The sequence below is a fragment of the Limnobacter parvus genome, assembly GCF_024623725.1.
Lineage (GTDB): Bacteria > Pseudomonadota > Gammaproteobacteria > Burkholderiales > Burkholderiaceae_B > Limnobacter > Limnobacter parvus.
Window position 1 is genome coordinate 39,680 of sequence record NZ_JANKHG010000015.1, and the last position, 22,022, is coordinate 61,701.

Below are 22,022 nucleotides of genomic sequence, written 5' to 3' on the forward strand. Positions count from 1 at the left end.
CTGGCCTATGCTTATAGGCCGGGCCTGTTTGAAAGAACCTGCGTGGATTTATTTCTACTGCGGGTTTTTTTATTGCCTGTATTTTCGCCAATTCGGCGCTGCTTCAGGCCATCTCGTCGTGGGTTGCCTGTTCCGCACTGAAAATCGCTTAATCCCTTTTAGAATTTATCCTTGCTCACAAAATTCGGCAAAAAGGATGGCCGAATTTTGTGTCGGCTTCCAGCCGAACGCTGAGGCTGAATTCAAACGGGGCAATTTTCTTAAAGTGCGAAACAAGCAAACCCACTGCCGATTGAGCAGAAACTTGCGCCGATCAATCAAACCCCGCTGTGTTCCAGAATGCATTGAATGTAGTTGTCACTGCTGAAAGCCACGCCATTTTTTTGTTGCTGATAAATTTGTTCAGCCAAACATTCAAACACTTGGTGTGCTGCCTTGTGTTCATCACCCATTTTGGCGCAAAGTTTTGTAAACGCATCGCGAATACCCGGCGGTTGGTCAATGCTGACTTGCTCGGCCACAGCCAAATGCATGGACAAATGCAGAAACGGATTGCTTTGCCCCGCTTCCACTGAATAATCCGCTGCCAGAATTGCTTCAGGTTCGGCATCAAAAATCGGAAAGTATTCCGGGTGCTGGGTCATCCACTGCAAGGCCAGACTCTCGGCCTCGCTAAGCGGATCTTCCTTGTGGTATTTCTTCCAGCTGTTCAGGAAAAACAGGCGTGCTTGGTCTCGAGTCGGGTTGAACATGGGTTAAATCACCTTTGCGGGTTCACACCTGCGGGCTGTTAAACAGACACAGGCTAAGTCGATTGTTTCTGGGTGGTGTAACCACCGTGTCGCCGTTGTTGAGCCAAGCCGCTTGCCCGAACACGCCAATCCATTCAGTTTCCGGAAAGTGGTTTAGCACCGTGGCAATGTCATTGTCATCGGCGTGGCACATTTGGCTGCGCTCAAAGCCGGCAAACAAAATGCCAATCTGGGGGGCGTTCTGATCAAAATGCTTGTTCACGGCAGGCATCCACTGCTTGATTTCCCGGTCAATGGCTTTCGGCGTGCGGTGAGCCAAGCGAACCATTTGCCCTTTCAGCACTGGTGCGGCCAAACCCAAGGTGCCGTCTGCATGAATTTCCATCACGGGTATCCAGCTTTCGCCTTTTTCATGCACCACTTGTAGCCGCAAGCCGACTGGGCGCGGTTGCTCACTGGGGCATTTCAGGGCCACTGCCGCTTTTTCTTCAGCCACTTGAATCAGGAAAAGCCCGTTGCATTCACTCACTTCTTTGGCAGGGCTTAGGAAGGTGAGCCCCTCTGAGTTGAGCAACAGGGGGTTTAAAACCAACAACTCGGTGGAGCAAATGGCTTCACCGCTTATTCGACCATGTTCAACACGCGGCATTTTTGCGTAATTGGCGCCATAGGACAAAAGCCCCAAGGTGTCGGCCGCAACAATGCTTGAGTCGGGCTCGCACTCAGCAATTTCCCAATGGTCTGAAAGCACCTGTTCATGTTCTACCATGCACAAGGTAAGCGCTGCATGGTCAGTTGGAATGCCTTCTTGGCGTACTTCGAATTCTTTGCCGAACACGGCCACCAAAATTGCAGGTTCGTTGCTGAATACCTGACCCTCGCCCAGCAGGCCCGAGGCGCAACCGCCCCACACATTCATGCATTTGGTTTTACCCACGCAGTGTTGCGCTATTTCTTGCAAGATGGGTGCGAAGTGCGGGGTGCAAAGCAACACAACCCGGCTGATGTAGTCCGAATGCCTGCGCAAGCCTGCTTTCTGAACAGCGTCCTCGATGACGCGCTGCGCGTTATCCAGCGTGGCCTCTTCAAATATCTGAACACAAATTGCGTGGCTCATATTGTCTTCTTTTTGAATTCGCACAAGTCCACGATACTACAACGAGTGCATTCAGGTTTGCGTGCCTTGCACACGTAGCGTCCGTGCAAAATAAGCCAGTGGTGGGCGTTTAGCATGAATTCTGGGGGCACCAATTTTAAAAGGCGCTTTTCAACTTGCAACACATCTTTACCGGGTGCGATGCCGGTTCGGTTGCTGATGCGAAAGATATGGGTGTCTACCGCCATGGTGGGTTGACCAAATGCGGTGTTTAATACGACATTGGCTGTTTTACGGCCCACGCCAGGAAGGCTTTCCAAGGCGTCGCGATCGGCCGGCACTTCGCCATTGTGCTTGTCGCGTAGTATCTCAGCAGTTTGTACCAAGTGTTTTGCCTTGGAGCGGAACAGCCCGATTGTCTTAATGTACTGTTCAACACCTTCTACGCCCAAGGCTGCGATAGCGGCGGGTGTATTGGCCACTGCGAACAGTTTGCGGGTGGCAATGTTTACACCTTTGTCGGTTGCCTGTGCGCTAAGTAGTACGGCAGCCAACAATTCAAAGGGTGTGGTGTATTCAAGTTCGGTTTTCGGCTCGGGGTTGGCCTGCTGAAAACGCGTGAATATTTCGGTGCGCTTTTCTTTGTTCATGACATGTTCAGGCTTCTGTGGTTTTCTCGGCTTGTCTGCGTGCACGTGCCCTGGCCAGTGCGGCTTGAACCACGGCCTTCTTGGCTGCGGCGTCAGGGCTGGGTGAATCATCAAGCTCATCCAGTTTATGAATGGCTTTGGCTTCAAGGCGCATGGCCTGTTCTTCTTTTTGGCGTTCCAGGCGAATTTCACGGTTTTGCATGCGTGCGCGTGCAGCGTGTGCCTGGGTTTGATCCCAATCACTGAATTCAGGCAGGAACACCATGTCGATGCAATCTACAGGACAGGGCGGTATGCACAACTCGCAACCTGTGCATAATTCAGCCAGCACGGCATGCCGGCGCTTGCTGCTGCCCACGATTGCGTCGACCGGGCATGCTTTAATACACAAGGTGCAGCCAATGCAGTGCTGAGGGTTGATGCTGGCAATGTGTCGCTCGATAGTAATGCCGCAAGCGGGGTCCACTGGCTTTTCAGGTTTGTCGAGCAACTTGGATAGTGCCCTGATAGTGGGCTTGCCGCCTGGGGGGCAGCGATTCAAATCAACTTCTTGTTTGGCCAGAGCAGTGGCGTAAGGCAAGCAGCCCGCAAACCCGCACTGGGTGCATTGGGTTTGTGGCAGCAGGTTGTCTATTTCTTGTACAAGCGCTTCATGCATTCTTGGCGATGAATTCACGGATTTTCGGGTAAGTCTTCTCGCGCCAACGGCGACCGCTGAAGATACCATAGTGTCCGCATTCCTTGGCTTCGTAGTGTTCTTTCTTGGCGGCGGGCAAGTTCTTGCACAAGCCCAAGGCCGCTTTGGTTTGGCCCGGGCCTGAAATATCGTCGAGTTCACCTTCCACAGTCAGCAGCGCCACAGTTTTTACATCTTCGGGCTTTACCAGCTGTCCGCGAACTTCCCAAGTGCCCATGGGCAAGGCGTGGTCTTGGAACACGGTTTTGATGGTGTCCAAGTAATATTCTGCGGGCATATCGAGAACGGCATTGTATTCATCGTAGAACTGGCGGTGGCTTTCAGCGCTTTCGCCATCGCCTTCGACCAAGTGCATGTAGAAATCGTAGTGGCTTTGCGCGTGTTTGTCCGGGTTCATGCTAACGAATCCCAAGTGCTGCAAAAAGCCAGGGTATACGCGGCGCAGGTAACCAGGGTAGGTGTGCGGCACGCTGTAGATCACATTGTTTTCAAACCAGGAAAATGGCTTCTTGGTGGCCAGGTTGTTCACTTCAGTCGGGCTTTCACGGGTGTCGATTGGCCCACCCATCATGGTCATGCTTTTGGCCTGCTTGGGGTCGTTGTTCGATGCCATCAGTGAAACTGCAGCCATCACTGGCACGGTGGGTTGGCACACTGAAATCAAATGGACGTCTGGGCCAAGAAGTTGAATGAATTCAATGCAGTAATGCACATAATCGTCTAGATGAAAAGCACCTTCCGACAATGGCACCATGCGCGCATCTACCCAATCGGTGATGTACACATCGTGATCTTGCAGCAGGGTTTTCACTGTATCGCGCAGCAAAGTAGCGTGGTGGCCTGACAAGGGCGCAAACACCAATACTTTGGGTTGAGGCTTCAGGGGCTTTGATTCCGCAGGTACCATTTTGCGGAAATGAATTAACTTGCAAAAGGGCTTGGTTTCAACAATTTCCTGAATTACCGTTACTTCACGGTCACCACATTTCACAATGTTAATGCCGAACTCGGGTTTTTCATATTCCTTACCCAAACGGTACATTAACTCGAAACCAGCGGAAATTCGGCGGGCCATGGGCATGTGGGCCAGGGGGCTGAATGGGTTGCTGTATAGCTTGGAGCCTGCTTCCGCCCAAATTGTCATTGGGTTGAGAATGGCTCTCTGAAATTCGTGCATTTGGTACAGCATGTGTTGCCTCCGGCTTTATTAGGCGATTGTCTTGATATGACAATTATGCGTCAGGATACAGACGATTATCTTGCAAACAATGCTGCGTTGCAACATGTTTGTATGCGTCTTCAGTCACCAATAGTTTTCTACTGCAATTTCGCCCGGGCTGTTGCGGCGCGCAGGCGAGTAGCCTTGGCTTTTAAGTACCTTGCGGATGTCGGTCACCATTTCAGGGTTACCACAAATCATGAAGCGGCTTCTATCTGTGCTTAAATGCAGGCCAGTGTGTTCGCTGAGCTGGCCGTTTTCCAACAACATAGTGATGCGTTCGGAGAGGTGACCATGGATTTTTTCGCGGGTGACAACGGGCACATAGAAGAAGCGCTTTTTCACATCATCAATCAGTTCGCTGAGCACCGGGTGCTCGGTAAACCCATTGATCATGTCTTGATAAACCAATTCCTCTGCTGTTCGGGCGCTGTGCACCAACACAATGTTCTCGAACTGCTCCCAGGTTTGTGGGTCGTGCAGTATGGAAAGAAAAGGTGCCAGGCCGGTGCCCGACCCCAGCAGCCACAGGTCATTTCCGGATTCAAAACGCGCTGTGGTTAAAAAGCCGAAATTGGTTTTGTCGATGTAAATGGGCGAGCCCACTTCAAGTTGGCTTAGGTGGCTGGTGAATGCGCCGTCAGGTACAACGATGGAAAAGAATTCAAGATGTTCATCGTATGGACCTGACACCATGGAGTATGCGCGCCAGATTATTTCTGGCTCACCTGGTAGATTTAACGTGTTGTCAACGCCGAGCCGGGCGAATTGCCCGGCAGTGAATCGAAACCCGCTTGGGCGGGTGCAAGTGAAGGAAAACAGTTTTCCCGGTACCCACACTTTAAGGCTGGTGATGGTTTCCCGGGTGTATTTGTCTTCAACTTCACTCATAAAACTGCTCTGGTAAAACCGTCAGGAAGTCATTACTTCTCAAGGTACTGCAATTTGTCTTTCACGTCTTTCCAGTCGTCCGCATCTGGCAGGTGCGCCTTCATGCGTGTAATGCTTGGCCAGTCTTTGGCCAAATCAACGTTCATTTCAATGAATTTGACCTGGTCAGCGGGTACGTCTTCTTCAGCGTAAATCGCGTTCACTGGGCATTCAGGAATACATACTGCGCAGTCGATGCATTCATCGGGGTCGATGACCAGAAAATTGGGACCTTCGCGGAAACAATCAACTGGGCATACATCCACACAATCGGTGTATTTGCATTTGATGCAGGACTCGGTAACTACGTGTGTCATGGTAAGGATGCGTGATTCGACAAGATAACGTCGTATTGTAATCGATTGGAGTGCTTTGCACCTGAGGCCCCACTCGAAATCATTCACTGGCATGGGGCATACCCTAGGCGTAAGTTCCATCTTGTTTTTCTATAATGGACGCTATGAATCTAGGGTAAGGCGTGATGTTGAACCCCACTTGACAACCACGACTGCCGAATTTAAAGGTGCACTTTGAGCCATTCTTTCAATGACGATGACCTGGACACTTCACAGGCAAGGTCTGAAATTCTGAAGCGAATTCGCAGCCTGCAGTCCAGGCCCGAAACAATGCATGGCAACGAACTGCGTTTGGCGCAAGATTATTTGGCGCGTAAAACAAGGGGGCCTTTGCCAAAGCCAGTTGAGAACGTGGTGGCGCTGTTTGAGGAAAAGTCTAAGGGCATGCTGTGCACCGTGCGCCGCGTGAAATCCGAAGCCGAGGCCGCAAATGCCTGCGCCGATTACCTTGCAGAACAGAATTTGAACGGCACTGTGGCGATATGGCCGGCCTTGAAGCACCTGGACTGGTCGGTGTTAAGCCATGAAAGCCGCTTGGGTGCGCCCACAGGCGACGACTTGATCGGTATTAGTGCTGTGGCGTGCGCCGTGGCGGAAACCGGCACGCTGGTGTTCGCTAGCAAACCCGATGAGCCCGCCAGTACCCACTTGCTGCCCGAAACCCACATTGCGATTGTCCATGAAAGCCAAGTGGTGCACACCATGGAAGATGCTTTTCAGCGATTGCGCGAACAGGGCCGTGTGATGCCACGTGCTTTAAATTTTGTATCGGGCCCTTCTAGAACCGCAGACATTGAACAGACCATTGTGCTAGGTGCGCATGGACCTTACCGGGTGCATCTTATTCTGGTTGGGAAGTAATATGCGCGACGACTCCAGGCGACGCTTTGTTCAAACAGCCTTGGCTGCGGGCGCGGGTGGTGCTTTATCGACAAGCGTCCACGCACAGGCTCCTGCAGTTTCGAAAACAAGCAGTCCAATTGTTTTTAAGTTTCAAAGCACCTGGCCAACCAAAGACATTTTTAATGAATTTGCGCAGGATTTTGCAAAAAAAGTAAATGACATGTCGGGTGGTGAGCTTCGCATCGATGTGTACCCTGCCAATAGCATAGTGAAAGCCTTCGGTATCCAAAATGCGGTGCACAAGGGCCAACTGGATGGTGGGCATGGCGTACCTACATATTGGCACGACCGCCATGCGGCTTTTTCCTTGTTCGGAAGCGGCCCCAGTTTCGGTATGAGTTCAAATCAAATTTTGGCCTGGTTCCAATACGGCGGTGGTCAACAGCTTTATGACGAACTGGTGCAAAAAGAGATGAACCTGAATATTCAGGGTTTCATGTATGGACCGTTGACACCACAGCCACTTGGCTGGTTCAAAAACAGAATTGAAAGTATCAAGGATCTGGAAAACTTGCGTTTTCGCGCTGTTGGTTTGGCTGCTGAGGTGTTCAAAGAATTGGGATTGAATACAACGGCGCTGCAACCTGCCGATATTGTGCCTTGGCTCGACAAGGGCTTGATTGATGCAGCGGAATTCAACAACCCTAGTTCAGATCGTGCCTTGGGGTTTCCCAGTGTGTCGTCAGTGTGCATGATCCGTAGTTTTCATCAAAGCAGTGAAGTGTTTGAAGTCATATTCAATAAACAGCGCTTTGACAGCTTGCCCTTCGCATTGCGGTCGATTATTCGTTACGCCCTGCAGGCTTCATCAGCCGATTTAAGCTGGAAAGCGTCTGACCGTTTTTCAACCGATTATGAAGAAATGCGCCGCAAACAGGGCGTGCGCTATTTTATTACCCCCGACGATATTCTGAAAGCCCAGCTAAACGCCTGGAGAAAAATAATCGCGCGCGAATCAGCCAGTAGCCGAATTTTCAAACGCATTATTGATTCGCAAATGCGGTTTGCAAAACGGGTGGTTGGCTTTGAAATTGATCTTACACCTTCCAATAAAATGGCTTTCGATTTTTGGTTCTCTACCGTGTAAGCCCGTGCTGGGTTAATATTTAGCAACCACACTTCGAAGAGAAAGAAACCATGTCGGACATTCATGCACGCAAAGAACACAACATGTCTTTGGAAGAAGCCAAGCAAACTGCTCAAAAACTAGCCGACCAATTGCAGAAGGAATTTCAACTGGACAGCCAGTGGCAGGGCAATACGCTGAACTTCACGCGTTCCGGCGTGAAGGGCAAGCTGGATGTGACCGACAAAGACGTGACCGTAGACATTTCCCTGGGCTTTATGTTGAAAGCGTTCAAGGGAAAAATTCAAACTGAGATCGACAAGAACATCGACAAGATGTTTGCCTGAAACGCGCGGATTGCCCGTTAGGCTTTTCGGTTCAGGAAATCTGCCACGCTGGGGTATCGCAAGCGAAACCCCAGTTTCTTTTGATTCAGCGATTCAATACGCCGTGATTCCGACATGAAGCTCCACATCATAGGGCTGACCATTTGCTTGACTTGTTCACGCGAAAATCGGGGTGGGCGCGGCAGTTCGAATGCATCGGCCACTAGGTCAAAATAATCGCCCATTTTGCTGGGTTTGGCATCGCAGGCATTCACCACATTAAACACGCCCCCTTTGTAATTCACCCAATGGCATAGGCGACCCAAATCAAGTTCATGAATGTGGTTGGACCATGCATCTTCATCGGGCAACAAGGCGGGGGTGCCGTTTTTCAAGCGATCAATCGGCAAACGTTCATCGCCATAAATGCCAGGGGCACGCAGCAAATGAATATGCACGCCATGTTTCAAGCCAAGGCGCAGTTGGCTTTCAGCGTGTACGCGCCGCTTGGCCCGGTCCGATTGCGCATTCAGCGGTGTGTACTCATTGATCCACTGGCCTTGCGCATTGCCATACACACCGGTGGTAGACACATAGCTGATTCGAGGTGCTGGCTTGCCAAAAAGATGCGCGTGCGTGGCAGACCACAGCACGAGTTTTTTTAGTGTGTTGTCGATGGGTACTGCTGAATTGGGCGGTGCCATCCAGATGATTCGGTGCCCCAGTGAAATCAAGCGCAACAAATCCGCTTTGGAATTCAGGTCAACAGCCATTGGGCGCGCCTTGTGCGCAACGATGGCACTTCGCTTTGCCGTCGTATCCACCCCGGGGCGGTAAGTGGCTGTAAAATATTGATCTGGATAGGTTTGCAACAAGACCAAGCCCACTTGCCCACAGCCTGCAATGCATATTTTGCTTTGCCGAAAGCGCCGGGGCAAACTGCGTTTGAAAAATAGCCCCATGGGTTTGTCGCTGTCACGGAAAGTAGTTTGATGATTCACAACGTAGAAGTTCTTCCCAGTCAAAAACAATTTGAATGCGAGGCCGACGACACGATTTTGTCTGCGGCACTGCGCGCAAACGTTATTTTGCCATATGGCTGCAAAGACGGTGCATGTGGTTCATGCAAGGCCGAATTGATTGAGGGGCAGGTTGAATACGGCACTTATCAGGCCCGTGCGTTGAGCGAGGAAGAACGCGTGCGCGGTAAAGTGCTGACCTGCTGTGCAAAGCCCTTGAGTCCGATCAAGTTGAAAGTGCGCGAGCTTTCCGGCCTGGGCGATATTCCGATCAAGAAAATGCCATGCCGTTTGCAAAGCATTGAAAAGCCTGCTGCGGACGTGGCCGTTTTGAAATTGCAGCTGCCTGCCAACGAGGTATTGCAGTTCAATGCCGGCCAGTACATCGAGTTCATGTTGCGCGATGGCACGCGGCGCAGTTATTCGCTGGCCAATGCGCCTTACCAGGAGGGTGGCATTGAGTTGCATATTCGGCACATGCCGGGTGGTGTGTTCACCGACCATGTGTTCAGCACCATGAAGGAACGAGAAATTTTGCGTTTTGAAGGGCCGCTTGGTACCTTCTTTTTGCGAGACGACACCACCAAACCGGTGGTGCTGTTGGCCAGTGGTACCGGTTTTGCGCCAATCAAATCGTTGCTTGAACAAGCCTTTTTCAAAAACAGCACGCGCGAATTTGTGTTGTATTGGGGGGCACGCACCAAAGCTGATTTGTACATGCAGGCGTTGCCCGAGCAATGGGCGCTGGAACACAGCAACTTTAAATTTATACCAGTGTTGTCGGCTGCAACGCCCGACTGCAACTGGCAGGGCCGAACCGGTTTTGTTCATCGTGCCGTGATGGAAGATTTTCCCGACCTCAGTCAACACCAGGTGTATGCCTGCGGCGCACCGATTGTGATTGAATCGGCACAACGCGATTTCACGGCAGTGTGTGGTTTGCCTGAAGATGAGTTTTATGCGGACTCATTTACTTCCATGGCTGATTCAATTGGTACCTGATTTGTTACCTAAGCGGGCGCTTGCCCCAAGTAGGTTTCACGTATTCTGGGGTCGTTGATCAGCTTGCTGGCCAGACCGGTGTAGTCGATCAAACCGGAATCCATCACATACGCCCGGTTGGCAATTTGCAGCGCGATGTGCGCGTTTTGTTCAACCAATAATATGGTCATGCCTTGCAGGTGTACCTGTTGAATCACTTCAAATATTTTTTCAACCATCATGGGTGCCAGCCCCATGCTGGGTTCATCGAGCAGCAACATGTCGGGTTTGCCTATCAGTGCGCGGGCAATGGCCAGCGTTTGTTGCTCGCCACCGCTGAGTGTTCCTGCAGTCTGGTTGAGCCGTTCTTTCAGGCGTGGAAAAGTATCTAACAAGTATGCAAGGTCGTTTGCCAAGTCCGCTTTGGATGCTTGTTTTCCCGTGTGGCGGCTGTAGGCACCCAACTCAAGATTTTCCAGCACAGTCATTCGTGTGAACACGCCGCGGCCCTCGGGTACCAAAGCCATGCCGTGTCGCAATCGCTGGTGTGCGGGCATGTTTAACAAATTCACATCGTGTTTGAAAAGTGCTTGCTTGGCCTTGAAAGGCAACAGCCCGGCAATTGCTTTCAGTGTGCTGGTTTTGCCCGCACCGTTGCAGCCAATCAGGCAAACCAGCTCACCCTGTGCTACTTGAATATCGATGCCTTTCACCGCTTGAATACAGCCATAGGCAACACTTAAGCTTTCGATTTGAAGCATTGGGTGCGTGTGAGTTATCGAGTTAGCCATGGTGTAGCCCACCCAAATACGCTTCTATCACCGCGGGCGATTGTTGTACGTGTGCAGGTGTTCCCTGCGCAATGACCTTGCCGTAATCCAGCACAGTCACCTGGTCGCAAATACCCATGACCAGTTTCACATCGTGTTCAATCAATAAAATTGATTTGCCGTCTTCGCGAATGCGCTGCAGCAGTTCTCTCAGCTTTAATTTTTCAGTGGCATTCATGCCAGCGGCAGGTTCATCCAGTGCCAGCACCTGTGGGTTGCTGGCCAGTGCCCGGGCAATTTCAAGCCGCCGTTGATCGCCATATGAAAGTTGAGTGGCCAAATAATCAGCGTATTGCGCAATGCCCACGTAGTTCAGCAAAGCCATCGCTTGTTCACGAATTCTTTGTTCTTCCCGGCGTTGCGCGGGGGTGCGAAACACTGCACCCAAAACGCCTTGTCCGGTTCGGCAGTGCATACCCACACAGACATTTTCAAGTGCGGTCATGCTGTTGAACAGGCGAATGTTCTGAAAGGTTCTGGCAATGCCCATGCGTGCCACTTCGTTGGGTGATGATGGTTTGTAGGGCTTGCCGTTGAAGGTGAATTGCCCTGCATCGGGCGTGTAAAGCCCGGTGATTAAATTGAAGCAGCTTGTTTTTCCTGCACCGTTGGGGCCGATCAAACCCACCACTTGGCCATGTTCAATAGCAAGGTTTACGCCGTCGACAGCGCGCACGCCGCCGAAGTGTTTCTGCAAGCCTGTGGATGTGAACAATGCCGGCTTCATGTTGCACCCCTTACCCCATTTGCATGCTGGCCTTTGCGCTGGGGCCACAAACCTTTGGGGCGGTACAGCATCACCAAAATCATGGTTAGGCCGTAGATGAGTGATCGCAGAATTTCAGCATCCACCAGCACTTCGCCAAACAAAAAGTTTTGCAAGGGTACCACCACTTCACGCAGCAATTCCGGAAAGCCTGACAACAGCAAAGCGCCCAAAATAACGCCGGGAATGTGACCCATGCCACCGAGAACAACCATGCACAGCACCACAATCGATTCCATCAACCCGAACGATTCCGGGCTAATGAAACCCTGAAATGCAGAGAACATGGAACCAGCCACACCACCAAACGAAGCCCCCAGTGCGAAGGCCAGCAACTTCATATTGCGCGTGTTGATGCCCATGGCTTTTGCTGCCAGTTCATCGTCACGTATGGCGGCCCAAGCGCGGCCAATTCGGCTGCACTGCAAGCGCATACAAATCAAGATGATGATGAGTGTCAGCGCCAGAAAGAGGTAGTAGTACAAGTGCAGGGCGGGCACTTCGAACCCGAACATTTCAATTGTTCGTGAAAAACGCACGCCAGCAATGTTCACAGGTTCAATCATGTTGATGCCCTGGGGACCATTGGTGATGTTTAGCGGAGCGTTCAGGTTGTTCAAGAACAGGCGAATAATTTCGCCAAAACCCAAGGTAACAATGGCGAGGTAATCACCGCGCAGGCGCAAGGTGGGTGCCCCCAGCAACACGCCGAACAGGGCTGCTACAGCCGCGCCAATCGGGATCATTAGCCAGATTGAAAAATTCAGGCCATTCGGAAACAGGGCGGCGATTGCTTCGAAGTTGTCCGTTAAGTGCGGTGATGCGAGCAGCCCGTACACATAAGCCCCGACCGCATAGAATGCGATGTATCCCAAATCCAGCAGGCCTGCAAAACCCACCACAATGTTCAAGCCCAAGGCCAGCATCACATACAGCAGGGCAATGTTTAGCACCCGCACCCAACTATTGCCCAGCATGCTCGCAAACCAGGGTAGGGCGGCCAATGCAACAGCCACCAACAAGAAGCCTGCTATTTGTTTTTGGCGATCGGAAATGCGAGTGTTCATCATGCCCGGTCTGAAACCCTTTCACCCAGCAGGCCGGAAGGGCGCAAGGTGAGCACAAGAATTAACACGGCAAACGCAAAAATATCCTGATAATGTGAACCCAAAAAACCACCCGTCAGTTGGCCCAAATAACCAGCCCCCAGGCTTTCGATCATTCCAAGCAACAGGCCACCCAACATGGCACCGTAAATATTCCCAATGCCGCCCAGCACCGCAGCGGTGAATGCCTTCAGCCCGGGTAGAAATCCCATGTAAAAATGCGCCACTGCATAGTTGGCTGCCACCATTACCCCAGCCACCCCAGCCAGTGCAGCACCAATTACGAATGTGGCTGCGATTACCGAGTTGGCGTTGATGCCCATCAGGCTGGCAATTTGCGGGTTTTCAGAAGTGGCACGCATGGCCTTGCCCAAGCGGCTTTTTTTCACCATAAAGGTTAGCGCCAGCATCAGCAGGGCGGACACCACAACAATCAGGATTTGAATTGGGGTAATCGACACAATGCGTTCGTAGTCGGCTTCGGGTGTGGGTACAAAAGTGTGAAGAACAATGGGATCGTTGGGCAGCGTGGTTGGAAAAATCAGGTAATTTCGCCCCCAGATAATCATGGCCAATGTTTGCAACACAATCGAAACACCGATGGCCGAAATTAAAGGGGCCAAGCGTGGCGCGTTGCGCAAAGGCCGATATGCGAAACGTTCTATTGTGAAGCTGACCGCCATGCACACTGGTATGGCTGCAACCACGCCGCTGGTCAATAAAAGCCAGCCGGGCAGGTCTGGGTTAATTCCCACCAAGGCACTGATGGCGCTGAACGCTGTTAAAGCGCCAATCATCAACACTTCACCATGTGCAAAATTGATCAAGCCCAGCACGCCGTACACCATGGTGTAGCCCAAGGCCACCAAGGCATAAATGCTGCCCAGCACCAAACCATTGATTAACTGTTGAAGAAGAATATCCAAGCCATGTCCGTTTGCGGTGTTTGTTTTGATTTTAAAGAAGCATAGATCATGTTTAAACACGCACTGCGCAAATTTTCAGAAAGAAGTCAGTTTAGTGACATGTGGTTCACGCCTCCTTTTCAATGCTACATTTGTGGGATTCAATACCAAAGATTCATGGAGGTTTGCATGCTTAAGCCATCGGCTTTGTTGGTGCTAGGTTTGTGCTGTTCGGTGGGCAATGCTCAAGCCAAAGAGGTGCTTGTCAAAATAGGTCACATTGCGCCTTTGTCGGGCCCGCAGGCGCACTACGGCAAAGACAATGAGTCGGGCGCGCGCATGGCCATCGATGATTTGAATGCCATGAAAATTCAACTGGAGGGTGGCACTGCCAAATTTCAATTGGTGGCTGAAGACGATGCGGCCGATCCAAAAACCGGTGCCATCGTGGCGCAAAAATTGTGTGATCAAAAAGTGAATGGCATCGTTGGCCACCTGAATAGCGGCACCACCATTCCCGCTTCCCGCATTTATTACGATTGTGGCATTCCTCAAATTACCCCTTCGGCCACCACACCAAAGGTGACACAACAGGGATTTGAGTCAGTGTTTCGGGTCATTGCGCACGATGGTGTTTTGGGTGTGGCATTGGCCAAATACACAGTGTCGGACATGAAAGCAAAACGCGTGGTTGTGATTGATGATCGCACTGGTTACGGCCAGCCTTTGGCCGATATTTTCGTGAAACAACTGCAAGCCAATGGAATCAAAGTGCTTGAGCGCCACTACACCAACGACAAGGCCACCGACTTCGCGGCAATTCTTACCGCAGTAAAGCGGGTGAACCCCGACGTGATTTTTTACGGGGGCATGGATGCACAGGCTGGGCCCATGCTGCGGCAAATGAGGCAACTGGGCATAAAAGCCAAATTAATTGGTGGAGACGGAATTTGCACAACCGAACTGACCAGGCTGGGTGGCGACAACGTGGGTTCCAACGTGCTGTGCGCCGAGGGTGGCGTTGCTTTGAGCAAGATGCCAGGTGGCCCTGCTTTCGAGAAGCGATTCAAGGCCCGTTTCAAAACAGACATTCAGGTGTACGCACCGTTTGTTTACGACGCAGTCATGACCATGGGCATGGCCATGAAGGCAGCCAAGTCGGCCGACCCCAGGAAATACCTGCCTAAACTGAAGGATATTCGCTATGAAGGTGTGATAGGCACCATTGCGTTTGATGAGGTGGGTGATGTTAGGAATGCAGCGGTAACCCTTAATTCTTATGGCCCCCAAGGCAAGTTTCCCTTGAAGGTAATGAACTGACAATTTCAGTCTGAATTTATAACTGAAATCTATTTGTTTATTTTGTAAAATGTATTGAAATATATTTTTAACATTGCCGAACTTCGCAATGTTTCTAACCACTTAAGTTTGAATCAGGGTCGGTATGTTGAACCCGGATTTGCGTCAGGGTCTCGACGCCCCATCAAACTGAAAGTGGAGAAAATTAATGATTTTCTGCAGTGTTAAGAAAACCGTGTTTGCCGCCTTGTTGGCGGGAGCCGGTGGGTTGGCCTTTGCCGACAGCTATCCAAACAAAACCATTACCTTGGTCGTACCTTTTGCTGCAGGTGGTACTACCGACATTGTGGCTCGAATTGTGGCCGACAAATTGGGAAGGGAATTGGGGCAAGCTGTAATTGTCGACAATCGCGGTGGCGGCGGTGGCAGCATAGGTGCGGGCGTGGTAGCAAAGGCCAACCCGGATGGTTACACACTGGGTGTGTCGACATTGTCCACCCATGCTGTAATTTCGGCATGCAATCCCAAAGTAGCATATAACCCTGTAAAAGATTTCAAAGCCATCACCAACATGGCTGGTTCGCCGAATGTACTTACCGTAAATCCAAAATTCCCAGCCAAAGATTTCTCGCAGTTCCTGGCGCATGTGAAGAAGAATCCAGGCAAGTTAAGTTTCGCGACTTCCGGGCAGTGCAGTATTCAGCAAATGGTGGGTGAGCAGTTCAAAGTAGAAACGGGCACGGACATTCTTCACGTGCCGTACCGTGGCGCTGGTCCGGCCTTGAATGATTTATTAGGTGGCTCTGTGGACATGATGTTCGACAACTTGCCGTCTTCCATGTCGCACATCAAGTCAGATCGTCTTCGTCCACTGGCTGTGGCTTGGCCAACGCGCATTGATTCACTGCCCAATGTGCCCACTTTTAAAGAATTGGGCCTAGCAGCGGTGAATGAGCCTGTTTGGTACGGTTTGGTTGCACCTGCAAACACCCCTGACGCGATCATTCAAAAGCTGAATGCAGCAACGGTGAAAGTCTTGAAAATGCCGGAAGTGCAGGAAAGACTACGTGCCAGTGGCGCTGAGCCTGTGGGCAATTCGCCTGCTCAACATGCCGCTGAAATTAAGCAGGAAATGGAAAGAATGCAAACCTTGGTGAAAAAGCAGAATATTCAGTTTGATGGTTCGTGAACTGACGTTGTGAAATAAAAAAAGCCAAGGTGTTGAACCTTGGCTTTTTGTCGCAACTGATTCGAAATTACAGCGCCAGAACCCACGCTGCCAATTTCTTGGCTTCGTCTTCAGTCACATTTTGCGCAGGCATTGGAACTGGGCCCCAGTTGCCTTTGGAACCGTTCTTGATTTTGCCTGCCAGCATTGCTTCAGCACCTGCTTGGCCTTTGTACTTGGCAGCCACGTCTTTAAACGCTGGGCCAACTACTTTTTTCTGAACCTGGTGACAGGCCAAACAAGCTTTGCTCTTGGCCAGTGCTTCATCGGCGCTGGCAGACAACGGAAGCGCCACCAAAGTGGCTGCAATTGCCAAGACACCCATCTGCTTGATCATACTGAACTCCTCATCTTGTTACAGTTATCACATTAATAACGTCTTGGGCGTCATTTTGGCAGACAACCCGCTTGTTTGTCATGATAAACAGCATGATTTTTATCCTTCTGGGCATCGTTTTGTTGTCAATGAAACTGGTAGACATACATCCTGTTGCCGGTTGGGAGTGGCATTTCTTCGCAGTACCCTTCATTGCAGCAATTGTTTGGTTCGAATTTCTGGAACCTATGCTGGGGCTGGACGTAAAACGGCAACTGAACAAAAAACGACAGTTTGAAGCGCGTGTGCATGGCGCTCAAAACAAAAAACCCCGACGCTAAGGGCCGGGGTTTTTGTTTTACAGGTCCAGATCGCCATCGGTAACAGCGCCTTTGCTTGCGCTACTGGCCAATGCTGCAAACTTCGCCAGCACACCGGTGGTGTAACGTGGCTTGGGTTTTACCCAGGACTCACGTCGCTTGGCCAGTTCTCCATCACTTACATTGATTTGCAGCAACTTTTTGTGTGCATCCATGGTGATTGAGTCGCCCTCATGAATCAGCGCAATGGGGCCGCCCACATACGCTTCGGGTGCCACGTGGCCCACCACCATACCCCAAGTACCGCCAGAGAATCGACCATCGGTAATCAAACCCACAGTTTCGCCCAAGCCCTTACCAATAATGGCTGAAGTAGGGGCTAACATTTCCGGCATGCCGGGACCGCCTTTGGGGCCCAGGTAGCGAAGAATGATTACATCGCCGTCTTTGATCTTGTCGCCCAAAATCGCGTCCATCGCGCTTTGTTCGTCGTCAAATACCTTGGCTGGGCCAGTAATCACCGGGTTTTTCAAACCAGTGATTTTGGCTACAGCACCTTCGGGTGCCAAATTACCCTTCAGAATCGCCAAGTGGCCTTGCTTATAAAGGGCTTTTTCAATCGGCATGATCACGTTCTGGTCTTCACGCGGCTGGGCAGGAATGTCTGCCAGCGTTTCAGCAATGGTTTTGCCGGTGATGGTAATGCAGTCGCCGTGCAGCAAGCCTGCGTCCAGCAATACTTTCATAACCTGAGGAATGCCGCCGGCGTCGTGCAGGTCGGTTGCCACATACTGGCCAGAAGGCTTCAAGTTACAAATTACCGGGGTGCGCAGGCGCACGCGCTCGAAGTCTTCGTAGTCCCACGCCACATCGGCTGCCTTTGCAATGGCCAGGAAATGAAGCACCGCATTGGTGGAACCACCGGTGGCCATCAGCACAGCCACAGCGTTTTCAATCGACTTTTTGGTGATGATGTCGCGCGGCTTCAGGTTGTTGCGCACAGCCTCAATCAGCACGCGGGCTGATTCTTCAGTTGAAGTGACTTTTTCTGCGTCAATGTTTGACATGGTCGAAGAATAGGGCAGGCTCATGCCCAGTGCTTCAAACGCAGAGCTCATGGTGTTGGCGGTGTACATGCCACCGCAGGAACCAGAACTTGGGCAGGCATTTTTCTCGATGCCTTTGAAGTCTTCTTCGCTCATGCGGCCAGCCGTGAATTCACCCACCGCTTCGAATGCTGAAACAATGGTCAGATCTTTGCCTTTGTAGCGACCAGGTTTGATCGTGCCGCCGTACACGTAAATGCCGGGCACGTTCATGCGGGCCATGCCGATCATGCCGCCTGGCATGTTCTTGTCGCAGCCGCCGATTACCAGCACGCCGTCCATCCACTGGCCTTGCACTGCAGTTTCAATACAGTCGGCGATCACTTCACGGCTAACCAAGGAGTACTTCATGCCCTCGGTGCCCATGCTCATGCCATCTGAAATGGTGGGGGTGCCGAAAATTTGTGGGTTACCACCAGCAGACTTCACCGCCGCCACGGCCGCATCAGCCAATGGCTGCAAACCGCTGTTGCACGGCGTGATGGTGGAATGGCCGTTCGCGATGCCAATCATGGGGTTGTTGAAGTCTTCGTCTTTGTAACCCATGGCGAAGTACATGGCGCGGTTGGGCGAACGGGCAACGCCTTGGGTAATATTCTTGGAACGTCGATTGATGCTCATTGCAAAAGCTCGCAGGTGGAATTGGATTCAAAACGAGAATTTACCATTTTATGGTGCACCGCTGGGCGCTTGGGGGCACTCATTCATCAAAGGGTAGTCCCTAGGGCAGTACAATTAGGCTGTTTTAATTATCCGGGCGTTGTCCATGTTTGTTCATCCTGAATTTGATCCCATTGCGATTTCAATCGGCCCTGTGGCCATTCGCTGGTACGGCTTGATGTATTTGCTGGCTTTTGTGGCTTTCATCATGCTGGCCAAGCGCCGCTTGCATTTGTTTCCGGCCATCAAAATTTCCGATGTAGACAACATGCTGACCTGGGCAGTTTTCGGCGTTATTTTGGGCGGGCGTTTGGGCTATGTGATTTTTTACAAGCCTGAGTACTACATGGCAAACCCGGGCGAAATTCTGGCGATTTGGGAAGGGGGGATGTCCTTCCACGGCGGCTTTTTGGGTGTGCTGCTGGTGTGTTTTATTTATGGCAAGTTCAAGGGTTGGAAGTTTTTTGATGTGATGGACTTTGTGGCCCCAGCTGTGCCCATTGGGTTGGCCTTGGGGCGTTTGGGCAACTTCATTAACGGCGAATTGTGGGGCCGCCCAACCGATGGCTGGTGGGGTGTGGTGTTTCCGCAGGCGGGCGATGCCATTGCGCGGCACCCTTCGCAGCTTTACCAAATGAGCCTGGAAGGCATTGCCCTGTTTGTTGGCCTGTGGTGGTTCGCCAGCAAACCCCGTGCACGCGCAGCCGTGTCGGCCTGGTTCTTGATAGGTTATGGCGTGGCCCGATTTGTTGTTGAATTTGCGCGCGAACCTGACCGCTTTTTGGGAACGTTGTCGCTTGGCCTTTCCATGGGGCAGTGGCTGTGTGTACCCATGATTCTAAGCGGTGTGGCGTTGCTGATGTGGTCACGGAACAAACCCACAGGGCTTGAAACCATGACCGCACTTTTAAAACAGCAGAAAGCTTAAAACCCGGTTGCGGCTTTGTAGATCATCGACACCGCGATAAAGGTCAGCAAAATTGCAAAAATTCGTTTGATCTTCTTCACTGGCAGGGTGTGCGCAAGCCGTGCACCCACCGGCGCGAAAAATACGCTTAAGCCGGCCACACACACCACCGCTGGCAAATACACATAACCCAGTGAACCAGCAGGCATGCCCTCAAGATGCCAGCCGTTCACCACATAGCCAATGCTGGCAAACACGGCAATGGGCAGGCCAAGGGCGGCCGATGTGGCCACTGCGTTGCGCAGTGACACATTGCTCCACACCATAAAGGGCACAGAAATAAAACCGCCGCCTGCGCCCACAATGCTTGAAACCGTACCAATTACGGTGCCAACTCCTGCAAGGCCTGCTGCTTTGGGCAGGGTGCGAGTGGGTTTGGGTTTTTTGTCGGCAAACATTTGGTAAGCCGAGAAGAATACGAACACTCCGAACACCAAAGCCAATTCACGCGTTGGCAGATACGACACAATTTTTGAGCCGATAAACCCGCCAAGCAAAATGCCGGGGGTCAGGAATTTCACGATGTCCCAGCGCACCGCGCCCGCCTTGTGGTGGGCACGCATGCTTGAAATACTGGTGAAAATTATAATGGCCAGCGAGGTTGCAATGGATGAATGCACCACATGTTCAACCGGTACACCCTGACCCACCATCAGGAAGGTGAGGAAGGGCACCAGCAACATGCCGCCGCCAATTCCAAGCAGGCCTGCCAGTACACCGCTAACAACGCCAAGTACAAGCAGGGAAACAATGAAAACTGGATCGAACGTCATGATTAAAAGGTTGGAGTGAACCTGAATTGAATAAAAAAAGAGGCGATTGAACGGTTGTTCAATCGCCCCGGTGTGGGGTCTCTGCCGATGCCATACTGGTCCGATCCCTGAACCTAAGGTTCAAGTGGGTCGCAGTGTTAGGGTCTTTAGGTTTCCCTGACAAGAGGGAATCACACCGACCCTTAAAAGTCCGCAACCGGGATCACAGATATTGGTTCACGGAATACTGACCAATACAGACACGGCAGAGATAAAACGAATTCTTTACTCGAACAAATCAGCGTTTTTAGGCTTTGTGGTTGTAGCGTTTAAACTGACATCCACCATTTGTTCAATGACTTCGATTTTACGCTCAATCGTCTCAATGTCCAGCCCTAAAACAGGGTTAGAAGGGTTACTACCAACGAGCGACTCATGCGCAATTTGCAAAGCGGCCATCACGGCGATTTTGTCGAGCCCAACCACCTTGCCAGTATTGCGAATGCTGGACATTTTGGTTTCTACAATGTTGACCGCTTGCTGCAGGGCTGCACGCTCTTCGGGTTTGCAGGCGATGCGAAATTCCCGACCCATGATTTTTACATCGAGTGCTTCCAATTTATTCCTCCGAGTTCAGTTCAAGTTCAGGGAACCACTGGTTCAGCATCTGGTTGATTTGACCTTGGGCGTGAGTCACTTTTTTCTGAAGCTGCTCATTGTCGCGGCGCAAGGCGTCCACTTGATCCTTGGCACTTTTGGCTTCTGTGCGGCTTTGCTCAAGCGCTTTGGCCATACTGGACACTTTGACTTGAAGTTCGTCGAGTTTCGCAAGCAGGGATTGCGTCATTGGCTGGCTCCATCAGCGGGCTGGCGAGCCCGTGGGTTACTGTTATTGGTGTTTTAACTAGACTATACAGTCGCTTACGGCAATCTACTACAGTTTCGCTTTAGGTTAGGACAAAGTTTTCAGGCCCAACACGTCTTGCATGTCGAACAAACCTTGATCGCGCGCCATTAAAAACTGTGCTGCCCGAATTGAACCTTGCGCGTAGGTCATGCGGCTAGACGACTTGTGTGTAATTTCAATGCGCTCGCCCATGCCGGCGAACAGCACGGTGTGGTCACCGACAATGTCGCCACCGCGAATCGTCGAAAAGCCGATGGAGCCCGCTTTTCGCTCGCCGGTAATGCCTTCGCGGGCGAACACGCCCACATCTTGAAGGTCCACGCCCAAGCCTTGTGCGATCACTTCACCCATGCGCAACGCGGTGCCTGAAGGCGCATCCACTTTTTTGCTGTGGTGCGCTTCTATCACTTCAATGTCGTAGCCTTGGGCCAATATTTTTGCAGCCACTTCAAGCAATTTGAATGTGGCATTCACGCCAACGGCCATATTGGGTGACCAAACCATGGCCACTTTATCTGATGCTTTCTTCAAAGCCTCCAGTTGCTTGGGCTCGAAACCAGTGGTGCCGATCACGGCTTTCACCTTGTGTTTCTCGCAAAGCTCGAGGTGGTGCAGGGTGCCTTCAGGGCGGGTGAAGTCGATCAGAATATCGGCGTTGGAAAGCGCAGCTTCCGCATTATCGGTCACATTCACACCCGAATTGACGCCCATGAAATCGCCAGCATCTCGACCTATGCTGCTTGAACCTGCCTGGTCAAAAGCGCCAACCAACGTACATTCGGGGTTGTTCAAAATGGCTTCAATCAGGGTTTTGCCCATGCGCCCACTGGCGCCAGCAATCGCAATTTGAATTGGTTTGGTCATG

General features: G+C 51.5%; 26 protein-coding genes and 1 other RNA gene. 8 read left to right on the plus strand and 19 right to left on the minus strand.

What is annotated here, in order from left to right; all coding sequences use genetic code 11:
- Positions 1-317: 317 nt before the first annotated feature.
- The 7 genes from NSP04_RS05130 to fdxA all read right to left on the minus strand — a co-directional run bounded on the left by NSP04_RS05130 (position 318) and on the right by fdxA (position 5,661).
- Entirely contained in the window at positions 318-752 is a 435-nt protein-coding gene (locus NSP04_RS05130; protein ID WP_257511270.1) for a DUF1841 family protein, read from the minus strand.
- 22 nt (positions 753-774) lie between these two features.
- Positions 775-1,869: a hypothetical protein gene (locus NSP04_RS05135; RefSeq protein WP_257511271.1), complete on the minus strand. Its 1,095-nt coding sequence runs from the start codon at positions 1,867-1,869 to the stop codon at positions 775-777.
- Complete coding sequence (nth, locus tag NSP04_RS05140; RefSeq protein WP_257511272.1) at positions 1,866-2,498, minus strand: endonuclease III; 633 nt, start codon at positions 2,496-2,498, stop codon at positions 1,866-1,868. The genes NSP04_RS05135 and nth overlap by 4 nt, the downstream gene beginning before the upstream one ends.
- Positions 2,499-2,505: 7 nt before the next feature.
- A complete protein-coding gene (locus NSP04_RS05145; RefSeq protein WP_257511273.1) occupies positions 2,506-3,174 on the minus strand; it encodes an RnfABCDGE type electron transport complex subunit B in 669 nt (222 codons plus the stop codon).
- Positions 3,149-4,384, minus strand: coding sequence for a polyhydroxyalkanoate depolymerase (locus NSP04_RS05150; RefSeq protein ID WP_257511275.1), 1,236 nt, complete (start codon positions 4,382-4,384; stop codon positions 3,149-3,151). The genes NSP04_RS05145 and NSP04_RS05150 overlap by 26 nt, the downstream gene beginning before the upstream one ends.
- Positions 4,385-4,498: 114 nt before the next feature.
- Entirely contained in the window at positions 4,499-5,305 is an 807-nt protein-coding gene (locus NSP04_RS05155; RefSeq protein ID WP_257511276.1) for a ferredoxin--NADP reductase, read from the minus strand.
- Between the two features lie 32 nt (positions 5,306-5,337).
- Complete coding sequence (gene fdxA, locus NSP04_RS05160) at positions 5,338-5,661, minus strand: ferredoxin FdxA (protein ID WP_257511277.1); 324 nt, start codon at positions 5,659-5,661, stop codon at positions 5,338-5,340.
- Positions 5,662-5,874: 213 nt separating this feature from the next.
- Between fdxA and NSP04_RS05165 the strand changes: the two genes are divergently transcribed.
- The 3 genes from NSP04_RS05165 to NSP04_RS05175 are packed head-to-tail and all read left to right on the plus strand — an operon-like array spanning position 5,875 to position 8,016.
- Entirely contained in the window at positions 5,875-6,561 is a 687-nt protein-coding gene (locus NSP04_RS05165; protein WP_257511278.1) for a LutC/YkgG family protein, read from the plus strand.
- A 1-nt stretch (position 6,562) separates the two neighbouring features.
- Positions 6,563-7,690: a TRAP transporter substrate-binding protein gene (locus NSP04_RS05170; RefSeq protein WP_257511279.1), complete on the plus strand. Its 1,128-nt coding sequence runs from the start codon at positions 6,563-6,565 to the stop codon at positions 7,688-7,690.
- A 50-nt stretch (positions 7,691-7,740) separates the two neighbouring features.
- On the plus strand, positions 7,741-8,016 hold the full coding sequence (locus NSP04_RS05175) for a polyhydroxyalkanoic acid system family protein (RefSeq protein ID WP_257511280.1): 276 nt from the start codon (positions 7,741-7,743) through the stop codon (positions 8,014-8,016).
- Between the two features lie 17 nt (positions 8,017-8,033).
- Here NSP04_RS05175 and NSP04_RS05180 read toward each other — a convergent pair whose 3' ends face one another.
- Positions 8,034-8,996: a Rossmann-fold NAD(P)-binding domain-containing protein gene (locus NSP04_RS05180; RefSeq protein ID WP_257511281.1), complete on the minus strand. Its 963-nt coding sequence runs from the start codon at positions 8,994-8,996 to the stop codon at positions 8,034-8,036.
- Here NSP04_RS05180 and NSP04_RS05185 point away from each other — a divergent pair.
- Positions 8,988-10,016, plus strand: a complete 1,029-nt coding sequence (locus NSP04_RS05185; protein WP_257511282.1) for a CDP-6-deoxy-delta-3,4-glucoseen reductase — start codon at positions 8,988-8,990, stop codon at positions 10,014-10,016. The genes NSP04_RS05180 and NSP04_RS05185 overlap by 9 nt on opposite strands.
- 8 nt (positions 10,017-10,024) lie before the next feature.
- On the opposite strand, the gene NSP04_RS05190 is transcribed toward NSP04_RS05185, so the two are convergent.
- Genes NSP04_RS05190 through NSP04_RS05205 form a run of 4 tightly spaced genes read right to left on the minus strand, consistent with a single transcriptional unit; the run spans position 10,025 to position 13,623 of the window.
- On the minus strand, positions 10,025-10,756 hold the full coding sequence (locus NSP04_RS05190; protein WP_257511315.1) for an ABC transporter ATP-binding protein: 732 nt from the start codon (positions 10,754-10,756) through the stop codon (positions 10,025-10,027).
- 22 nt (positions 10,757-10,778) lie between these two features.
- Positions 10,779-11,552: an ABC transporter ATP-binding protein gene (locus NSP04_RS05195; protein ID WP_257511283.1), complete on the minus strand. Its 774-nt coding sequence runs from the start codon at positions 11,550-11,552 to the stop codon at positions 10,779-10,781.
- Positions 11,549-12,658, minus strand: a complete 1,110-nt coding sequence (locus tag NSP04_RS05200; RefSeq protein WP_257511316.1) for an ABC transporter permease subunit — start codon at positions 12,656-12,658, stop codon at positions 11,549-11,551. Before NSP04_RS05200 ends, NSP04_RS05195 begins: the two co-directional genes overlap by 4 nt.
- A complete protein-coding gene (locus NSP04_RS05205) occupies positions 12,658-13,623 on the minus strand; it encodes a branched-chain amino acid ABC transporter permease (RefSeq protein ID WP_257511284.1) in 966 nt (321 codons plus the stop codon). The genes NSP04_RS05200 and NSP04_RS05205 overlap by 1 nt, the downstream gene beginning before the upstream one ends.
- A gap of 168 nt (positions 13,624-13,791) precedes the next feature.
- Between NSP04_RS05205 and NSP04_RS05210 the strand changes: the two genes are divergently transcribed.
- Positions 13,792-14,922: a branched-chain amino acid ABC transporter substrate-binding protein gene (locus NSP04_RS05210; RefSeq protein WP_257511286.1), complete on the plus strand. Its 1,131-nt coding sequence runs from the start codon at positions 13,792-13,794 to the stop codon at positions 14,920-14,922.
- A 187-nt stretch (positions 14,923-15,109) separates the two neighbouring features.
- Positions 15,110-16,090: a tripartite tricarboxylate transporter substrate binding protein BugE gene (locus NSP04_RS05215; protein ID WP_257511287.1), complete on the plus strand. Its 981-nt coding sequence runs from the start codon at positions 15,110-15,112 to the stop codon at positions 16,088-16,090.
- 67 nt (positions 16,091-16,157) lie between these two features.
- On the opposite strand, the gene NSP04_RS05220 is transcribed toward NSP04_RS05215, so the two are convergent.
- Positions 16,158-16,466: a c-type cytochrome gene (locus tag NSP04_RS05220; protein ID WP_306815263.1), complete on the minus strand. Its 309-nt coding sequence runs from the start codon at positions 16,464-16,466 to the stop codon at positions 16,158-16,160.
- 92 nt (positions 16,467-16,558) lie between these two features.
- Between NSP04_RS05220 and NSP04_RS05225 the strand changes: the two genes are divergently transcribed.
- A complete protein-coding gene (locus NSP04_RS05225) occupies positions 16,559-16,786 on the plus strand; it encodes a TIGR04438 family Trp-rich protein (RefSeq protein WP_257511288.1) in 228 nt (75 codons plus the stop codon).
- A 17-nt stretch (positions 16,787-16,803) separates the two neighbouring features.
- Here the strand turns inward: NSP04_RS05225 and ilvD are convergent, their stop codons facing one another.
- Entirely contained in the window at positions 16,804-18,492 is a 1,689-nt protein-coding gene (gene ilvD, locus NSP04_RS05230; RefSeq protein ID WP_257511289.1) for a dihydroxy-acid dehydratase, read from the minus strand.
- Between the two features lie 145 nt (positions 18,493-18,637).
- Here ilvD and lgt point away from each other — a divergent pair, with 145 nt between their 5' ends.
- Positions 18,638-19,459, plus strand: a complete 822-nt coding sequence (gene lgt / locus NSP04_RS05235; RefSeq protein ID WP_257511290.1) for a prolipoprotein diacylglyceryl transferase — start codon at positions 18,638-18,640, stop codon at positions 19,457-19,459.
- On the opposite strand, the gene NSP04_RS05240 is transcribed toward lgt, so the two are convergent.
- The 5 genes from NSP04_RS05240 to dapB form a co-directional block, all read right to left on the minus strand.
- Positions 19,456-20,271: a sulfite exporter TauE/SafE family protein gene (locus tag NSP04_RS05240; protein ID WP_257511291.1), complete on the minus strand. Its 816-nt coding sequence runs from the start codon at positions 20,269-20,271 to the stop codon at positions 19,456-19,458. The two genes, lgt and NSP04_RS05240, sit on opposite strands and share 4 nt — an antisense overlap.
- A gap of 74 nt (positions 20,272-20,345) precedes the next feature.
- Positions 20,346-20,525: non-coding RNA, 6S RNA (gene ssrS, locus NSP04_RS05245), on the minus strand.
- Positions 20,526-20,535: 10 nt separating this feature from the next.
- Positions 20,536-20,868: a cell division protein ZapA gene (locus NSP04_RS05250; RefSeq protein ID WP_257511292.1), complete on the minus strand. Its 333-nt coding sequence runs from the start codon at positions 20,866-20,868 to the stop codon at positions 20,536-20,538.
- A 1-nt stretch (position 20,869) separates the two neighbouring features.
- Positions 20,870-21,097 carry a hypothetical protein gene (locus tag NSP04_RS05255; protein WP_257511293.1) on the minus strand — a complete coding sequence of 76 codons (228 nt, stop codon included), beginning with the start codon at positions 21,095-21,097 and terminating at the stop codon, positions 20,870-20,872.
- 105 nt (positions 21,098-21,202) lie between these two features.
- A complete protein-coding gene (gene dapB, locus NSP04_RS05260; RefSeq protein ID WP_257511294.1) occupies positions 21,203-22,021 on the minus strand; it encodes a 4-hydroxy-tetrahydrodipicolinate reductase in 819 nt (272 codons plus the stop codon).
- Position 22,022: the final 1 nt, after the last annotated feature.